Source organism: Brevibacillus sp. HB1.4B (assembly GCF_013284285.1).
Lineage (GTDB): Bacteria > Bacillota > Bacilli > Brevibacillales > Brevibacillaceae > Brevibacillus > Brevibacillus porteri.
In genome coordinates, this window is the sequence record NZ_JABSUT010000002.1 from 433,156 (window position 1) to 448,458 (window position 15,303).

At 48.6% G+C, this 15,303-nt stretch carries 15 protein-coding genes; all 15 read right to left on the reverse strand.

Features of this window, described 5'->3' with window-relative positions:
* Positions 1-6: 6 nt before the first annotated feature.
* Positions 7-786 (reverse strand): RNA polymerase sporulation sigma factor SigG, encoded by a 780-nt coding sequence (gene sigG, locus HP398_RS06545; protein ID WP_007717728.1) that lies wholly within the window; start codon positions 784-786, stop codon positions 7-9.
* A gap of 149 nt (positions 787-935) precedes the next feature.
* The gene (gene sigE / locus HP398_RS06550; protein WP_007717727.1) at positions 936-1,658 is read right to left on the reverse strand and encodes an RNA polymerase sporulation sigma factor SigE; all 723 of its coding nucleotides are present in this window, start codon (positions 1,656-1,658) and stop codon (positions 936-938) included.
* Between the two features lie 42 nt (positions 1,659-1,700).
* Entirely contained in the window at positions 1,701-2,654 is a 954-nt protein-coding gene (spoIIGA, locus tag HP398_RS06555) for a sigma-E processing peptidase SpoIIGA (RefSeq protein WP_173622189.1), read from the reverse strand.
* Between the two features lie 236 nt (positions 2,655-2,890).
* A complete protein-coding gene (ftsZ, locus tag HP398_RS06560; RefSeq protein WP_015892088.1) occupies positions 2,891-4,039 on the reverse strand; it encodes a cell division protein FtsZ in 1,149 nt (382 codons plus the stop codon).
* 126 nt (positions 4,040-4,165) lie between these two features.
* Positions 4,166-5,419, reverse strand: a complete 1,254-nt coding sequence (ftsA, locus tag HP398_RS06565; protein WP_015892089.1) for a cell division protein FtsA — start codon at positions 5,417-5,419, stop codon at positions 4,166-4,168.
* Between the two features lie 142 nt (positions 5,420-5,561).
* Entirely contained in the window at positions 5,562-5,909 is a 348-nt protein-coding gene (locus tag HP398_RS06570) for a small basic family protein (protein WP_017249553.1), read from the reverse strand.
* Positions 5,910-5,911: 2 nt separating this feature from the next.
* Complete coding sequence (locus HP398_RS06575) at positions 5,912-6,658, reverse strand: DUF881 domain-containing protein (RefSeq protein WP_017249554.1); 747 nt, start codon at positions 6,656-6,658, stop codon at positions 5,912-5,914.
* Positions 6,659-6,678: 20 nt separating this feature from the next.
* Positions 6,679-7,389 carry a DUF881 domain-containing protein gene (locus tag HP398_RS06580; RefSeq protein WP_017249555.1) on the reverse strand — a complete coding sequence of 237 codons (711 nt, stop codon included), beginning with the start codon at positions 7,387-7,389 and terminating at the stop codon, positions 6,679-6,681.
* 22 nt (positions 7,390-7,411) lie between these two features.
* Positions 7,412-8,197: a cell division protein FtsQ/DivIB gene (locus HP398_RS06585; protein ID WP_069849618.1), complete on the reverse strand. Its 786-nt coding sequence runs from the start codon at positions 8,195-8,197 to the stop codon at positions 7,412-7,414.
* 131 nt (positions 8,198-8,328) lie between these two features.
* Complete coding sequence (gene murA / locus HP398_RS06590; protein WP_017249557.1) at positions 8,329-9,585, reverse strand: UDP-N-acetylglucosamine 1-carboxyvinyltransferase; 1,257 nt, start codon at positions 9,583-9,585, stop codon at positions 8,329-8,331.
* 15 nt (positions 9,586-9,600) lie between these two features.
* A complete protein-coding gene (murB, locus tag HP398_RS06595) occupies positions 9,601-10,506 on the reverse strand; it encodes a UDP-N-acetylmuramate dehydrogenase (protein ID WP_017249558.1) in 906 nt (301 codons plus the stop codon).
* 102 nt (positions 10,507-10,608) lie between these two features.
* A complete protein-coding gene (gene murG / locus HP398_RS06600) occupies positions 10,609-11,712 on the reverse strand; it encodes an undecaprenyldiphospho-muramoylpentapeptide beta-N-acetylglucosaminyltransferase (RefSeq protein ID WP_173622190.1) in 1,104 nt (367 codons plus the stop codon).
* Between the two features lie 78 nt (positions 11,713-11,790).
* On the reverse strand, positions 11,791-12,885 hold the full coding sequence (spoVE, locus tag HP398_RS06605; RefSeq protein WP_017249560.1) for a stage V sporulation protein E: 1,095 nt from the start codon (positions 12,883-12,885) through the stop codon (positions 11,791-11,793).
* A 65-nt stretch (positions 12,886-12,950) separates the two neighbouring features.
* Entirely contained in the window at positions 12,951-14,315 is a 1,365-nt protein-coding gene (gene murD, locus HP398_RS06610; protein ID WP_173622191.1) for a UDP-N-acetylmuramoyl-L-alanine--D-glutamate ligase, read from the reverse strand.
* Entirely contained in the window at positions 14,312-15,283 is a 972-nt protein-coding gene (gene mraY, locus HP398_RS06615) for a phospho-N-acetylmuramoyl-pentapeptide-transferase (protein WP_015892099.1), read from the reverse strand. The genes murD and mraY overlap by 4 nt, the downstream gene beginning before the upstream one ends.
* Positions 15,284-15,303 lie beyond the last annotated feature (20 nt).

Sequence of the window (15,303 nt, forward strand, 5' to 3'; positions counted from 1 at the left end):
TTCTCCTTACGATTGAACGTGCTTTTGCATATGGGCAATTGCCGCTTTTTCTAATCGAGAGACCTGTGCCTGTGAGATACCGATTTCCTCTGCTACTTCCATTTGCGTTTTTCCTTCGTAAAAGCGCATGGATAATATCATTTTTTCTCGGTCACCTAGCCGCTGCATTCCCTCACGAAGCGCAATTTCTTCTACCCACGTGACATCTTTGTTCTTCTCGTCACTAATCTGATCCATGACGTAAATCGGATCGCCGCCATCCTGATAAATCGGTTCAAACAAAGAAACCGGATCTTGGATCGCATCGAGTGCAAACACGACGTCTTCTTTGGCTACGTTCAATTCCTGAGAAATCTCGATAATGGTAGGCTCTCGCGAATGTTTGTTGGTCAGATTATCACGCACCTGCAAGGCCTTGTACGCGATGTCTCGCAAAGAACGGGAAACGCGAATCGGATTGTTGTCCCGTAAATAGCGTCGAATTTCTCCAATGATCATCGGTACGGCATACGTGGAAAACTTCACATTTTGTCCGAGATCAAAGTTGTCGATCGCTTTCATCAATCCGATGCAGCCCACTTGAAACAAGTCATCCACGAATTCTCCGCGATTGTTGAACCGTTGAATTACGCTAAGCACCAGTCGCAAGTTGCCGTTGACCAGCTTCTCGCGGGCAGCCAGCTCCCCACTTTGCAGGCGCTCAAACAATTCCCGCATCTCTTTGTTTGTCAACACCGGAAGCTTGGAGGTATCTACCCCGCATATCTCTACCTTATTGCGCGTCACGTCTTTCCCTCCTCGAAGCAAGAAAAAAGTCCCTAACCCGGTTGTCTTGAAAGGCCGCGTAACTGACGCGTAGCCGACCAAGAAGGTGGCAAAAACCACCATCTGTTTCGGTTTAGGAACAGTATCCCCCCAAGCTGGGAAAATATGCGTTAGACCATCTTGTTGAATTCTTTTCGCAACCGTTTTATAATTCGCTTTTCCAAACGCGAAATATACGACTGTGAGATTCCTAACAAATCCGCTACATCCTTTTGTGTCTTTTCCTCTTCTCCCGCTAAGCCGAAGCGCAGCTCCATGATAATTCTCTCTCGGTCAGACAGCTTATCCAGTGCTTTTTTCAGAAGCTTTCGATCCACTTGGTCCTCGATGTTTTTATAAATCGTGTCATTCTCCGTACCCAAAACATCTGAGAGCAAGAGCTCATTGCCATCCCAATCAATGTTAAGCGGTTCATCAAAAGATACCTCTGAACGAATTTTATTATTGCGGCGAAGATACATGAGGATTTCATTTTCGATACAACGAGAAGCATACGTTGCCAGCTTGATGTTCTTGTCTGGATCAAAGGTGTTCACAGCCTTGATCAAGCCGATAGTGCCAATGCTGACCAAGTCCTCAATATTAATTCCCGTATTCTCAAACTTGCGGGCGATGTATACGACCAGACGAAGATTGCGTTCAATGAGCATACCGCGAACAGCCGGATCACCAGACGGCAGTCGTCCGAGCAGCAGCTCCTCTTCTTCTCTGGTCAACGGTGGAGGCAATGCTTCACTCCCGCCAATATAATAGACTTCTTCGGCGCGTACACCAAGCCAGAGCAAGATTCGGTACCAGGTCAATTGGAGTTGTAGGCGAAGTTTTACATACATGATTAGCCCTCCTGTTTGAGAATAAAGGTTGTTTCTTCGTAATCAATAGACGACTTTTTGAACATCCGCTTCATAGGTTTCCATCATGGCTGGGTGCACGATGGCCTGATACTTGCCGTCAGCAGCCAATGGGATCGGGTTAAGCCCGATTAACACCCGTTCTGTTTCAAAACGAATCCCGTCTTGCACGACCATGACATGGTCTGGTTTGATTGCGAGTAAAAAATCCATACCTCTTGACACGCTGCGATACGGGATCAAGCGTACCCGAGACTGCCATTCCAGCGGCAGATGGTCCCAAGATCCGTCCAGCTTCTCCCACACTCCACCGTTTTCATCGGCTTGTCGGAGAAGCGACGGCGGAAGCAAATGTGCGAACATGCGATTCTCCATAATCATGACGGGTATGCGTGTAATTGGCTCGTGGAGCTGGTTTCCAGTATCCACAAGTCCACGGCAAATGACTTTTTCCCCTGCCACCGTAGCGACGACATCGACAAGAAAGGTTTCGATTCTTCGCGGCTCCTGAATCGCGCGGTAGCTCTTTTTCCCGAGAAAAAAGATCAGGATAAAACCGATCAGAACAATCCCCAAGGTTGGCTTGAAACCTACACCAAACCCATCATTATGCGTGACAACCAGTCCATTTACAATTTCACTCTGCGGTGCCAAAAAATACTGTAGCCCAAACACTCCCCCTCCGAACACAAATGCGACAAAGTAAAAAATGATTAAGTTTTGCGCAAAGGACAACAACCTCCTGTTCCCAAAAGCAATCCACAGCATGATGACAGAAAAGAGCAGTTTGACCCACCATTGATACATCGGAGAAAATACAGGAAAAAAGAAAAAGATCAGATACGCGGAGCCAAACAGGGACGCAAGTATCATTCTCCACCACACCATGCGCTCTTTGCGAAAATAAGCAGTAAACCAGAGTAACAAGGTATCAATAGCCACATTCAGGAGTAGAATGATATCAAGATACACAACCACTTGCTTTCCTCCTCATCTTTTGACCGACTTGGCAGCAAGCATGTGTCCTAGCAAAAATGGTAAATAGTAGGACGACTTCTATCAGTAAAAGCAGTATATATCAATGTGTATGTAAAGTCTGTCAATTCTTGACGGTGTTTTTTTGGTTTTTTTGTCTAACATTTTTTCATCCAATCAACGAAAAAAAGCCTTGTCCCCACTGACGGGAACAAGGCTTTTGACAGTCGTTTATCGCTTTAGTTTTTGTTGCGGCGGCGATTGCGCAGGAATGCTGGAATATCCAGATTATCCAGGTTGCCCATGGAGAAGAAGGACTTGTCTTCCTCTTCTTCCTTCGCACGGCTGTTATTCGTATTGGAAACTGGTGTCGGACGATTGCCAGGCGTGTTGATCGGCTGTTGTTGACGACGAGGAGCTTCCGCCGCGCGTTGACTATGCTCGAAGCCTGTGGCAATTACGGTCACTACCAATTCATTTTTCAAATCCTCGTTAATTACCGCACCGAAAATCATGTTAACATCTGGGTCCGATGCAGAAGATACGATATCAGCTGCTTCGTTTACTTCGTACAAGCTCAGGTTCGTACCACCTGTGATGTTCATGAGAACACCGCGTGCACCATCAATCGCAGTTTCGAGCAGTGGGCTGGAAATAGCGCGACGAGCTGCTTCAGCCGCACGATTTTCGCCGCTACTTACACCGATACCCATGAGAGCAGAACCGCGCTCAGTCATGATCGTCTTCACGTCAGCGAAGTCCAAGTTGATCAGTCCAGGTACCGCAATCAGGTCGGAAATACCTTGAACCCCTTGTCGCAGTACGTTGTCAACTTCGCGGAACGCTTCGAGCATTGGCGTATTTTTGTCAACGATTTCCAAAAGTCGGTCATTAGGAATCACGATCAGTGTGTCTACTTTTTCTTTCAGAGCAGCAATACCGATCTCACCGTGCTGGGAACGTCTGCGACCCTCGAAGGAGAACGGACGGGTTACTACACCAACGGTAAGAGCACCCATTTCCTTAGCGATCTCTGCAACAACAGGTGCTGCACCTGTACCCGTACCACCACCCATACCGGCAGTTACGAATACCATGTCAGCTCCACGCAGAGCGTTTTCAATCAAATCACGGCTTTCTTCCGCTGCTTTTTTACCGATCTCAGGATTTGCACCTGCTCCAAGTCCACGTGTCAGCTTTTCCCCGATTTGCAGCTTGATATCTGCACTAGAGAGCTGAAGTGCTTGCGCGTCGGTGTTCAAGGTGATGAATTCTACACCCTTCACTCCACCTGCGATCATGCGGTTTACTGCGTTGCTACCTCCGCCCCCGCAACCAATGACTTTAATTCGTGCAAAAGATTCCAAGTCCATATCAAATTCCAGCATATTGCTAGTCCTCCCCAATTCAACATAAGAAAAACTCGTGGCTACAGAAGCCTGTCAACTAAACACAATGGAACGAAACGATGCCCGCCTTCGTCATTGTAGTTAACCTCGGTAAAGCGAACTCCCTTAAATAAATTCGCTAAACCAGTTTTTTACTTTTTCCATCAAACCGCCGCCTTCTTTTGGCTTAGACGAGACGGTTTGCTTCTGAGTGCCCTTGAATGAGGGGGTGACGCGAATGCTGCGGCGCTCCATCAACTGCAAGGCATATTGAATCAAACCTACCCCGGTGGTGTAGGCAGGATCTCGCACTCCGATGTAATCAGGAATCGCAATTCGAACAGGTGCGTCCAATTCTTCTTTTGCCAATTCCAACATGCCCGGCATGGCTACGGTACCACCCGTAAGAACATAGCCCCCTGCAATTTCGTCGCGGTAGCCCAATTTGTATACAGCATCCTCGACTAATTGGAATATTTCCGCAGCGCGCGGCTCGATAATATTGGCCAAATCCACTTGCGTAAATTGTTTCTCGACTTCGCTACCAATCCGGTTCACCTTGAACTTCACATCTTCGGATGCTTCGTCAATAAGGGCACAGCCGTTTTTGGTTTTCACACGATCTGCCACATCTGTATGCGTGCGTAGTCCCAGTGAAATATCGCTCGTAATGTGGTCGCCACCGATGCCGATCACGGTGGTCGCTGCCAGTTTCCCTTGCTCGAATACACCGATCGTGGTAGAACCCGCACCGATGTCGACAAGAACGACACCCATATTTTTGTCATCTTTGGATAGAGCAACAGTGCTAGCCGCAAGCGGTTGCAAGAATATTCCAGCTACACGCAGATTGGTTCGTTGAGCACAGCGAACGATGTTATGTACGACCGTTTTCAACCCGGTCACAATAGTCCCTTCCATTTCCAGTCGGACACCAATCATCCCACGAGGATCCTTAATGCTCCCTTGTCCATCAACGATGTACTCCTTTGGGACTACCTCGATGATTTCACGGTCTGGAGGAATAGCCACAACCTTCGCTGCCTGAATTACGCGTTGAATATCTTCTTCTCGTATCTCACGGTCTTCGCTGGATACAGCGACAACCCCTTGGGTTTCATGCAGATCGATATGGTTTCCAGTGATCCCCACATACACTTCTTCGATTGAAACGCCAACCATGCGCTCCGCATGATCAACCGCTTCTCGGATGGCATGCACGGTTTGGTCGATGTCTACAATCACGCCCTTCTTGATGCCTTCTGAGTGTGATTGTCCGACGCCGATGATGTTGATGGAACCATTGTTGATCTCGCCGATCATGACGCGTACTTTGGATGTTCCAATGTCTAGGCTGACTATGAGTTCATTGCTTACCAAACCTGTGACACCTCCCCTGCTACGTCTTTTTTCTTGCTAAAATGAGAACACCTGCATAAATTATTCCACACAGGACAACCATTCCCTTTTTTTCTTATTGATTTTTTGTAAAAAAATGACCATCTTCCCATTTTCCTTCGCGTTAATCTTGCTGATTGATCCATTTGGATAGAACAATTCTCCTAATGACAGCGAGATTGTTGAACAAGCGGACGCCGAAAGCCACGATCGCAGCCAAATATAGATCAATCCCCAAGAACCCTCCGATGAAGGCCAAGCCTGCTGCAAAAAGTGTGTTGAAAAAGAATCCAGACATGAAAATACGAACGTTAAAAGTACGTTCTAAAAACGAACGAATCCCCCCAAAGATCGTATCCAATCCCGCCAGGAGGGCTATTGATAGATAGCTGCTATACTCCTGGGGCACACGCCAATCCAGCAGGAAGCCGACAACAAGACCGACAATCAGTCCGATAAGCGGGAGCCACATGGTTACGAATCTCCTTTTTCTTTCACAGGTTTCATAAATTGAATGACACGTGTTTCGTTATTCGCTGAAATCATCAGCTTGTCCCGTTTTTCTGCCAGCACCTTTTTATTCGCCAGTTGAAAGTTCTCTTCTACGCCCTCCAGCTTCAATGCGGACAACAATACTTCAGGTTCCCCCAATGCTTTTATCTCATACGGAGCCCTAATCGTCCTGGTATCGATTTGGATGACGTCTCCCACATTGCGGATTGCAGTGGTAGCAATCAGTCGATGGCCATTAATGGAGACAGCTTGTGCTCCGTTTGCAAACAGGATATTTACCAACCAGCGCAAATCTTCATCGTCAATCGTATAGTCTCCTACAACAGGCACAGGCATATGTTCATCCATAGCTGGTTGTTCAGACGTATGGGCATCGACAACATCAATAACGATGCCTTCTCCCTCCATCCCTACCATACCAGCCATTCGGCGAGTCCGTGCCAACTCCTCTTTCATAACGGAGATACTTTCATCTTCACTGAGTGAGGTTTCGTATTGGTAGTACAGCTGATTATACTTTGAAATGTCTGCGAGCAGGTTTTTGTGTTTCTCCAGTTCTTTTTGCAACGTGGTCCGAAGTTCCGCGATGCTGCGAGACTCTTTATGAACAGGATGAAGACTGCTTCGTAATTGCACAGTCAACATCACACCTATGATAGCACTAATAATGGCAAGAATAAATGTGATTTTACGGCTTTTTTGTAACATAGGTAAACGCATCCTTTTATTTAGGAGTGTTTCGTTTTCGCGTCACCAACAAAGGCAGGCAGCTCGACCCGCTCTTTTTTGGCTACGCTTATTTGGACAAAATCTTGCAAGGAGTGCAAAACACCACCCGGCAAGTTCAAAGCACTGTCTAGTGTATCGGGATTTCCAATCGCTGTTACGACAAACGGAGCGGCCGACTTGATGCCGTTTACGATAATCGTTGGTCCAATGCAACGGATCTCGGAATTGCTCACCACTCGCTGTCCGTTAATGCTGATGGCCTCTGCTCCTGCTGCACGCAGTTCATTGACGACCAGGCGCACATCCTGCTCATGCACGATGTAGTTCGCGATGTCTGCGCTGTTCGCTGCATTCTGGCTATCCTGCATCGTTATGACAATACCCGGCCCTGCAACAGCGACTACCCCTGCCAGCATCCGCGCTGCATCCAGTTGACTGAGTGTCTCTGCAGCCTCCGATTTACGCTCTGCCATCGCTTCTTCCACTTTTCCCACCTGACGCTGCAAATCGAGCAGTTGATTTTCCAGATGCCGATTTTGCTCCTTCTCAGCCAAAATTCGGTCATTTAATTGCGTTTCCTGTTGGAACAGCTGATCATTCATCCGCTCTTTGCGCGTAAGCTTGTTCGTTTCGAAGGAAGTGGCCACTAGAAAGCCGGTAGATAACGTCACGATGGTTAAATACAAATGAAATTTGCGACGACGACTCATTGTCTACTTTCCCCTTTTTCATTTACTGCTGTGGTTGCTCTTGCCCTTCCTGTATAGGAATAGCCCCTTGAGCACCGTACGGAATAAACCACGGCTGCTCAAACAAAGAGAGCACCCCTTTTGTATTTGACGGCAATTCTTTCACGATCGTCGGGTACCAGTTCATCATCTTGTCGAGCTTGTAGATGACGCTTCTTACTTCATTCCCGTCTCGCATGTACAGCGTGACGCGTTGCTTGTCGTAAACCGTTGGTGTCAGCGTAATATCCGAAATTTCCGCGAGTACATCTGGCGATAATTTCGATAGCGACTTCGCAAGATGGGGAAGGAGCTCAGGTGAAGCCCACGAGCTAATCAATGGCCTGTCCACTACGCGCTTGGCGAAATTAACCTGTTTGAGGACATAGCCATTGTCCAGTAAGGCATAACGGCTTCCGTCCTGCCCACTCCAAAAAGCGACGCGCTTTTGTTCGGTTATATGTAGCGTGATCAACCCAGGGAAAGAGCGGCTCACCGTCACATCTTTAATGGCCTCTAATGGTTTCATGTTAGTTCGTACACTGTTCTCCCATACGTTTAGAAACTGCATGTCTTTTTTTAAGCCAGATTGTGTAATGATTTGCTCCGTCGTATAAATATCATTACCAATCACTCGAATCTCTTGCACCTTACTGTAAGGGGAACGGATAAAAACGATGATGAGAATGGTAAGAAAAAATAGTACCAGTAGAATGACCAGCTTGCGGTTGCCCCTTCTTCTGGGGCGTTGTTGCTTAACTTGCGGAATGCGTTCCTCATATACCGCCATGGCCGTACCCTTCCTCATGTTTTTTAGGCTCATTGCCCAGAGCAAAGTAAATTACTGGATGTCTTTCGAATAAATGTCATTAAACAAAACAGGGAAAGCGGCATAACATTATGCCGCCCACTCTCCCTCGGTTAAATCGATACGCGTGATATATCGGCTCCTAATTGAAGCAACTGCTCTTCCAGCCGATCGTATCCGCGATCGATATGATGGATCTGGTTCACCGTGGTAATACCTTCTGCAGCAAGCCCTGCGAGGACTAAGGCAGCACCTGCTCGAAGATCGGTAGCTTCAACATTCGTAGCGGTCAATTTGTTGACACCCCGAATGATTGCGGAGCCAAGATCTACGTATATAGAGGCGCCCATTCGCGCCAATTCATTCACATGTTTGAATCTTCCTTCAAAAATGGTCTCTTTGATGACACTCGTTCCCCTAGCCTGTGACAGAAACACCATCAGCTGCGCCTGCAAATCGGTTGGAAACCCTGGATATGGCGAGGTGATGATCCGGTCGTAGGCACGTGGACGGGAGGTGCTTTTGATTTCCATTATATCATGGCGGGTCTTGATTTCAACACCGCAGCTACGGGCGACCTCAATCAATGCCATCAATTGCTCAGGCAGTGTATTGGTCAATTCGATATGTCCCTGTGAAATACCGACAGCCAGCAGATAGGTCCCTGTCACAATCCTGTCCGGTATGATCCGGTAACTGACGGAACGCAAGCGAGGTACACCACTGATCTCAATCGTATCGGTGCCTGCCCCTCTGATCCGCGCGCCCATTGCATTCAGGAAATTTTGGAGGTCGATGATTTCCGGTTCTCGTGCTGCATTACAAATTCGGGTCGTGCCTTTTGCCAGCACAGCCGCCATCATGATATTTTCCGTCGCGCCCACACTAGGGAAGGAAAGAAAGATATTGGACCCACGCAATTGTTTGGCCCGAAATGTAATGTAGCCTTCCGATTCTTCGATCTTGGCTCCTAGCGCAGTCAATCCAGCCAAGTGTAAGTCAATCCTGCGCTCTCCAATGTCACATCCACCTGGCCTGGAAATCGTGACCTCACCCAGACGTGCCAGGAGTGGTCCCGCCAAAAAAATCGAAGATCGCATTTGGCTCATTAAATCATCCGGCACCTGCGGGACACAGACAGATGTTGTATCCAGATCGACACATCCGTCCTCATGCTTCGTATTCGCCCCAAGCAGCGTCAAGATTTCGAGCATGACTTTAATGTCTTTTAGATGGGGGACGTCATAGATATAGAATTGCCCTTCCGCGAGCACAGCAGCGGCAAGAATGGGAAGAGCAGCGTTCTTAGCACCTTGGATCCGAAGCGAACCGGACAGAGGTCTTCCGCCTTCGATCGCAAAAGTCTCCAAACTTTCACCTCCGTGTTACCCCTCGCCCACCACCAGGACTTCCGGATGCAGGTCAATCCCATTTTTCTCGAGAATGGTGCTCCGCACGTGATCAATCAAGGTGAGGACGTCGGCAGCCGTTGCACCTCCGCAATTCACGATGAAGTTGGAGTGTTTTTCTGAAACCTGAGCTCCTCCGACCCGATAGCCCTTCAGCCCAGCCGCCTCAATCAGGCGACCTGCGTGGTCATTTGGCGGATTTCGGAACACGCTGCCGGCACACGGCATCTGCAGTGGCTGCGTATTGCGCCGTCGTTCCTTATTGGCAGCGAGCGTGGCCGCAATCTCCTTGCGGTCGCCCTTCCTCAATTGAAAACGGGCTTCTAACACGATCCCTTTTTGCTTTTGCAAAAGAGACGTCCGATAACTAAAGCTCAGTTCCTCGTTACTCAACACTTTACTTTCGCCGTTGTCGAAAAGGATCTCGGCATCAATAAGAATACGTGAAAGATCAGATCCGTGTGCCCCCGCATTCATATAGACGGCGCCGCCTACCGTACCAGGAATCCCTCCTGCAAACTCCATACCTGTTAATCCCATCTTGCCTGTCTCCACCGCCAGGCGGATCATGGAATATCCGGCACCCACACACACCTCTTCGCCCCTGAACTCACAGTGGCTTAAGCCCTCGGCCACTTTAAGCACGGCTCCACGTATCCCTCTGTCCCTCACCAGAAGGTTTGAGCCGCGCCCGATTACACTCCAAGGAATTTCATGACGATGGATGATCTGCAAGGCTTTTTGCAAGGATGCTTTATCCTTTGGTTGGATTAACAAATCAGCAGGACCCCCGATCCGCCACGTTGTATGATTAGCAAGGGGTTCATCGGTCCACACTTTTTCGATTCCTGCTTGCATGAGTTCATCTGCGATCTTTTTCATTTGTGAACCTCCTGATACGTTTGCTAGGTCGGACCTAGTCTTCTCACGTGTTTGCTCCATACTATGCGTTCGCCCAGATCGGCGTGACAATCGCCCATCCGATCATTTTTTTCGTGTAATCGCCTCTAATTGACGGACAATCTCCGTCGCTGCTTGCGGCATCCCCAAGGAAAGAGCACTGTTTTTCATTTCTTCCCATTTCGCTGGATTGGCAAGGATATTTTCCAAGGAAAGTAGCAAGCTCTCTCCGGTAAGCTCCCGCTCTACGATAACATGAGCTGCCCCTGCGCGCTCCAATCCTCTTGCATTTTTCTCTTGATGGTTGTTCGTGACATACGGGGACGGAATCAAGATCGAAGGCACACCTAGTGCCGTTATTTCAGCCAAGGTAGATGCCCCTGCACGACCAACCAATACATGCGTCGCCGCCAAAACATCCGGCATATTATGGACGAAAGGAAGCACAGAAATGTTACTTGGAAGTGTTCCCAGTTCACGAAGCTGTGCCGAAATCGTTTCAAAATGAACGTCGCCTGTCACATATACAAAATGAGTATCGGCATATTTGCCCAACTGCGTAACAACTGAAAGCACCGCCTCATTTATTGCGCGCGCTCCCCTGCTACCGCCAAAGATCAGCACGATTTTTTTGTTGTTGTCCACGCCCAAAAAGCTACGACCCGCCTCTGCATTACCGTGCATAACTTCCGTTGCACGCGGATTTCCGGTCAGTACCGTTTTGGACGGGGGAAAATGGGCAAGCGATTCTTTGAACGAAACGGCCACCCGAGTAGCTGAATGAGAAAGAAACTTGTTGGTCAAGCCTGGTACTACGTTTTGCTCATGGATGAGAGTCGGAATCCCCAATCGCGAAGCTGCATATACGACTGGACCACATACGTAGCCACCCGTCCCAATTACGACATCCGGTTTGAATTCGCGCAGCATTTTCTTCGCATCGCCAACTGCCCGGACGAATTTCCACAAGGTCTTCAGGTTGTCCAACGACAACTTGCGTTTCAACCCGCTAATTTCCACGGATTGGAAAGGTATATTTGATCTCGGAACCAAACCTGCTTCCAAGCCTTTTTTACTACCAATATACAAAAAGGCAGCCTGCGGATTTTGGCGGGAAACTTCCCTCGCCACCGCAAGCGCCGGATAAATATGTCCACCTGTGCCACCGCCTGTTAAGACGACACGCATACGATCACACCCTTTTTTGAGAAGGAGTAGCAATAGACTGATTACTTGCTGATTGCGTACTCCCCGTTGAGGTTTCTATTATCGAGAAAAACGAGAGATGTTCAATAAGACACCTACACCAGTGAGCATCAGTGTCAATGATGAACCACCGTAGCTTAAGAACGGCAACGTGATCCCTGTCACCGGAAACATCCCTGTCACAACACCAATATTGATGACCACCTGGATGGCAATCATGCCAATGATCCCTAGTGCAAGCAAGCTTCCGAACAAATCTGGAGCCGTAATCGCCGTTCGCATTCCCCTCCACAACAAGAGGAGGAAAAGCAGGAGAATGAGCGTGCCTCCGATAAAGCCAAGCTCCTCCGCGACAATCGAGAAAATAAAATCATTGTAAGGCTCAGGTAAGTACAAATGCTTCTGTCTGCTTTGCCCTAGACCAAGACCCAACAAACCGCCGGGACCGATCGCGTAAAGGGATTGGATGATTTGATAGCCGGTATTGAGCGGGTCAGACCACGGATCGAGGAAGGACGTAATCCTTTTGATTCGGTAAGGGGCTGACAAAACTAAGCCGATGAAGCCAACAACTCCGATCATTCCCAGTCCGACAAAATGACTGATCCGCGCACCTGAAGCAAAAATCATGACAACTGCTGTTCCCATCAAAACCGTCCCTGTGCCCAAATCCGGTTGCAGCATGATCAAGCCAAAACACAGAACCGGGATTCCCAAGGCAGGCATAAGACCTTTTCGGAACAACACAATTTGCTTCTGATTATCGGAGAGCCATCTGGCCAGGAATGCAACGACACCTAGCTTCGCAAATTCACCTGGTTGAATTCCAAAGGCTCCAAAACCAAGCCAGCTTTTCGAACCATTTACTTCAATCCCGATGATCAGAACCAAAATCAACAAACCGATGCTCACCAAATACCCTGGCTTGGCCCATTGCTTCCACACCCAGTAGTCGATATTCATCGTAATGTACATGGATGTAATCCCTAACAGAGCGAAGATCAGTTGCCGCTTGGCGAAAAAATACGGATCGGAAAACGGCGGCTTTTGCGCCACGATCGCGCTGGCGCTGTACACCATCACGATGCCAATTCCCAATAAAAAAAGTGTTGCAAAAATAATTACGAAGTCGGGGGCAGAGCGTACCTTGCTCATTGTGCCAGGTCATCCTTTCTCATGCCGTCCCGCTTTTGTCATATTCTTGATGGTACAGTGGGACGTTATGCTAGGCTTGTTTTAAGTCTATGCACGCCGTCCTTAAACATGCTCCCCCTTGTCTCAAACGAAGGAAACATGTCCCAACTCGCACAAGCAGGGCTCAGTAAGACCACATCACCTGATTCGGCCAACTGGGAAGCAGCAAGAACGGCTTTTTCCACAGTATCGACATGGATACGCTCATTAATCCCTGCTTCCTGAGCACGTTCCAATAAAATCGGAGCCGTTTGCCCGAGAGCGATAACTGCTTTTACCCGACCTTGGATCACAGGCAGCAGTTCCCGAAAATCAACACCACGATCCAGCCCGCCGCAAATCCATACGACCGGCTCCTTACATGCTTGCAAGGCACGCGATGCCGCTTCCGGGTTGGTTGCTTTTGAATCATTGAAGTATTTGACACCGCGAATCGAATCCACGAACTCCATCCGGTGCTCTACCCCTGGGAAGGTAGTAAGAACTTGTATAATCGATTGCTTGTCCGCGCCTGCGAGCTTCGCAACAAGAATTGCTGCCAGAGCGTTGTCCAGATGAGGAACGGTAATGTCCGCTATCGCAACGATTGGCTCTGTATTCCCATTCCCATCCGCAAACAGGATCAAACCATCCTTGACAAAAGCTCCCTTTGGCACCTCTTGACTCTTGCTAAAGTAGTAGATGGCTGCTGGGAGGTCTTTGCATTTTTCTACGATCGCTGGTTGGTCATATGGCAAAATAGCTGCGTCATCTGCCGTTTGGTTGGCAAACATTTTTAGTTTGGCTGCCAAATACTCTTCCATGGTGTGATGGTAATCGAGATGTGCAGGATACAGATTGAGCAAAACACCGATATGCGGGCGGAATTCCCTCGTCCCCATCAGTTGGAAGCTACTCAATTCGGCAACGAGCCATTCGTCAGGACCAGCTTCCTCCGCCAGGCCGCACAACACGGTACCAATGTTGCCTCCTACCTTCGCATCCAGACCCGCTTCTTTGAAAATCAGTCCGACGAGCGTAGTGGTCGTAGTCTTGCCATTGGAGCCTGTAATGCCGATAATCGGTGCCTTGGCAATCTGGGAGGCCAGCTCCACCTCCGTCACAACAGGAATGCCTAGTGCCTGCGCCTGCTTGACGGGTGCTGCTTCATACGGAATCCCCGGATTTTTGACCACAAGGGATACACCTTCATGAATTAGATCATCTGGGTGATAGCCGCAAATGACCGGAATCCCCAATGATTCCAGCTCTTCTATCCCCACCGCTTCTTCACGTGGCTTTTTATCATTTACGACGACATGAGCACCAAAGCGGTGTAGCAGTTTTGCCACTGCGACACCGCTCTTTGCCATACCAATAACGACGACATGCTTATCTTGAAAACGCATCATCTGATTGTCACCACCTCAAGGTATACACCCAATCCAGCAAAGAACATACCGACGAGCCAGAACGTGACAACCACGCGCCACTCTGACCAGCCTGTTAATTCAAAATGATGATGCAGGGGACTCATACGGAAAATACGCTTTCCACGTGTCTTAAAGGAGACTACCTGCATAATTACAGAGAGCGTCTCGACAACAAATACCCCACCGATAATAGCCAAGAGCAATTCCGTCTTGGTCATGATTGCAATTCCCGCAAGTGCTCCACCCAGTCCGAGTGAACCGGTATCACCCATGAACACGCGTGCCGGATGTGCATTGAAGACGAGGAAGCCAAGTACCGCACCTACAACAGCCGCACTAAAAATAGCGGTGTCATAATCTTGACCAAACCATGCGATGATCGCATAAGCACCAAAAGCAATTGCTCCCGTCCCTGCCAATAGTCCATCCAATCCATCTGTGATGTTAACGGCATTCGTTGTACCTACCAACAGGAACAACAGGAATGGGAAGTAAAAATAGCCAAGCTCGAGCTTCCACGGTGTACCTGGCAGATGGATGGACGTGTCATGCCCCATCATGAGCAGCAAAATATAAGCGCCGATTGCCAAGACAATCTGACCAGCAAACTTCTGTTTGGCGGTCAACCCGAGGTTGCGTTTTTTCTTGATTTTGATGAAATCATCCAGAAACCCGATTAAACCGTATCCGAGAGTCACCAATAACAGGAAGTAAATTTCCATTTTCGCATTGGCAAACTTCAACACGGTAAATATGAGTGCCAAAAGAATGATGGTGCCTCCCATCGTGGGAGTTCCAGCCTTCTTAAAATGGGATTGCGGTCCTTCCTCACGAATTGCCTGCCCAAATTTCAGGCGGCGAAGGAAGGGAATAAACAATGGGCCAATGAGTACAGCGATGAGAAACGCAGCGACGATCGTGACGATTAGGACGTTGTCAACGAACATGCCCGAGCCCCCTTTCTTTC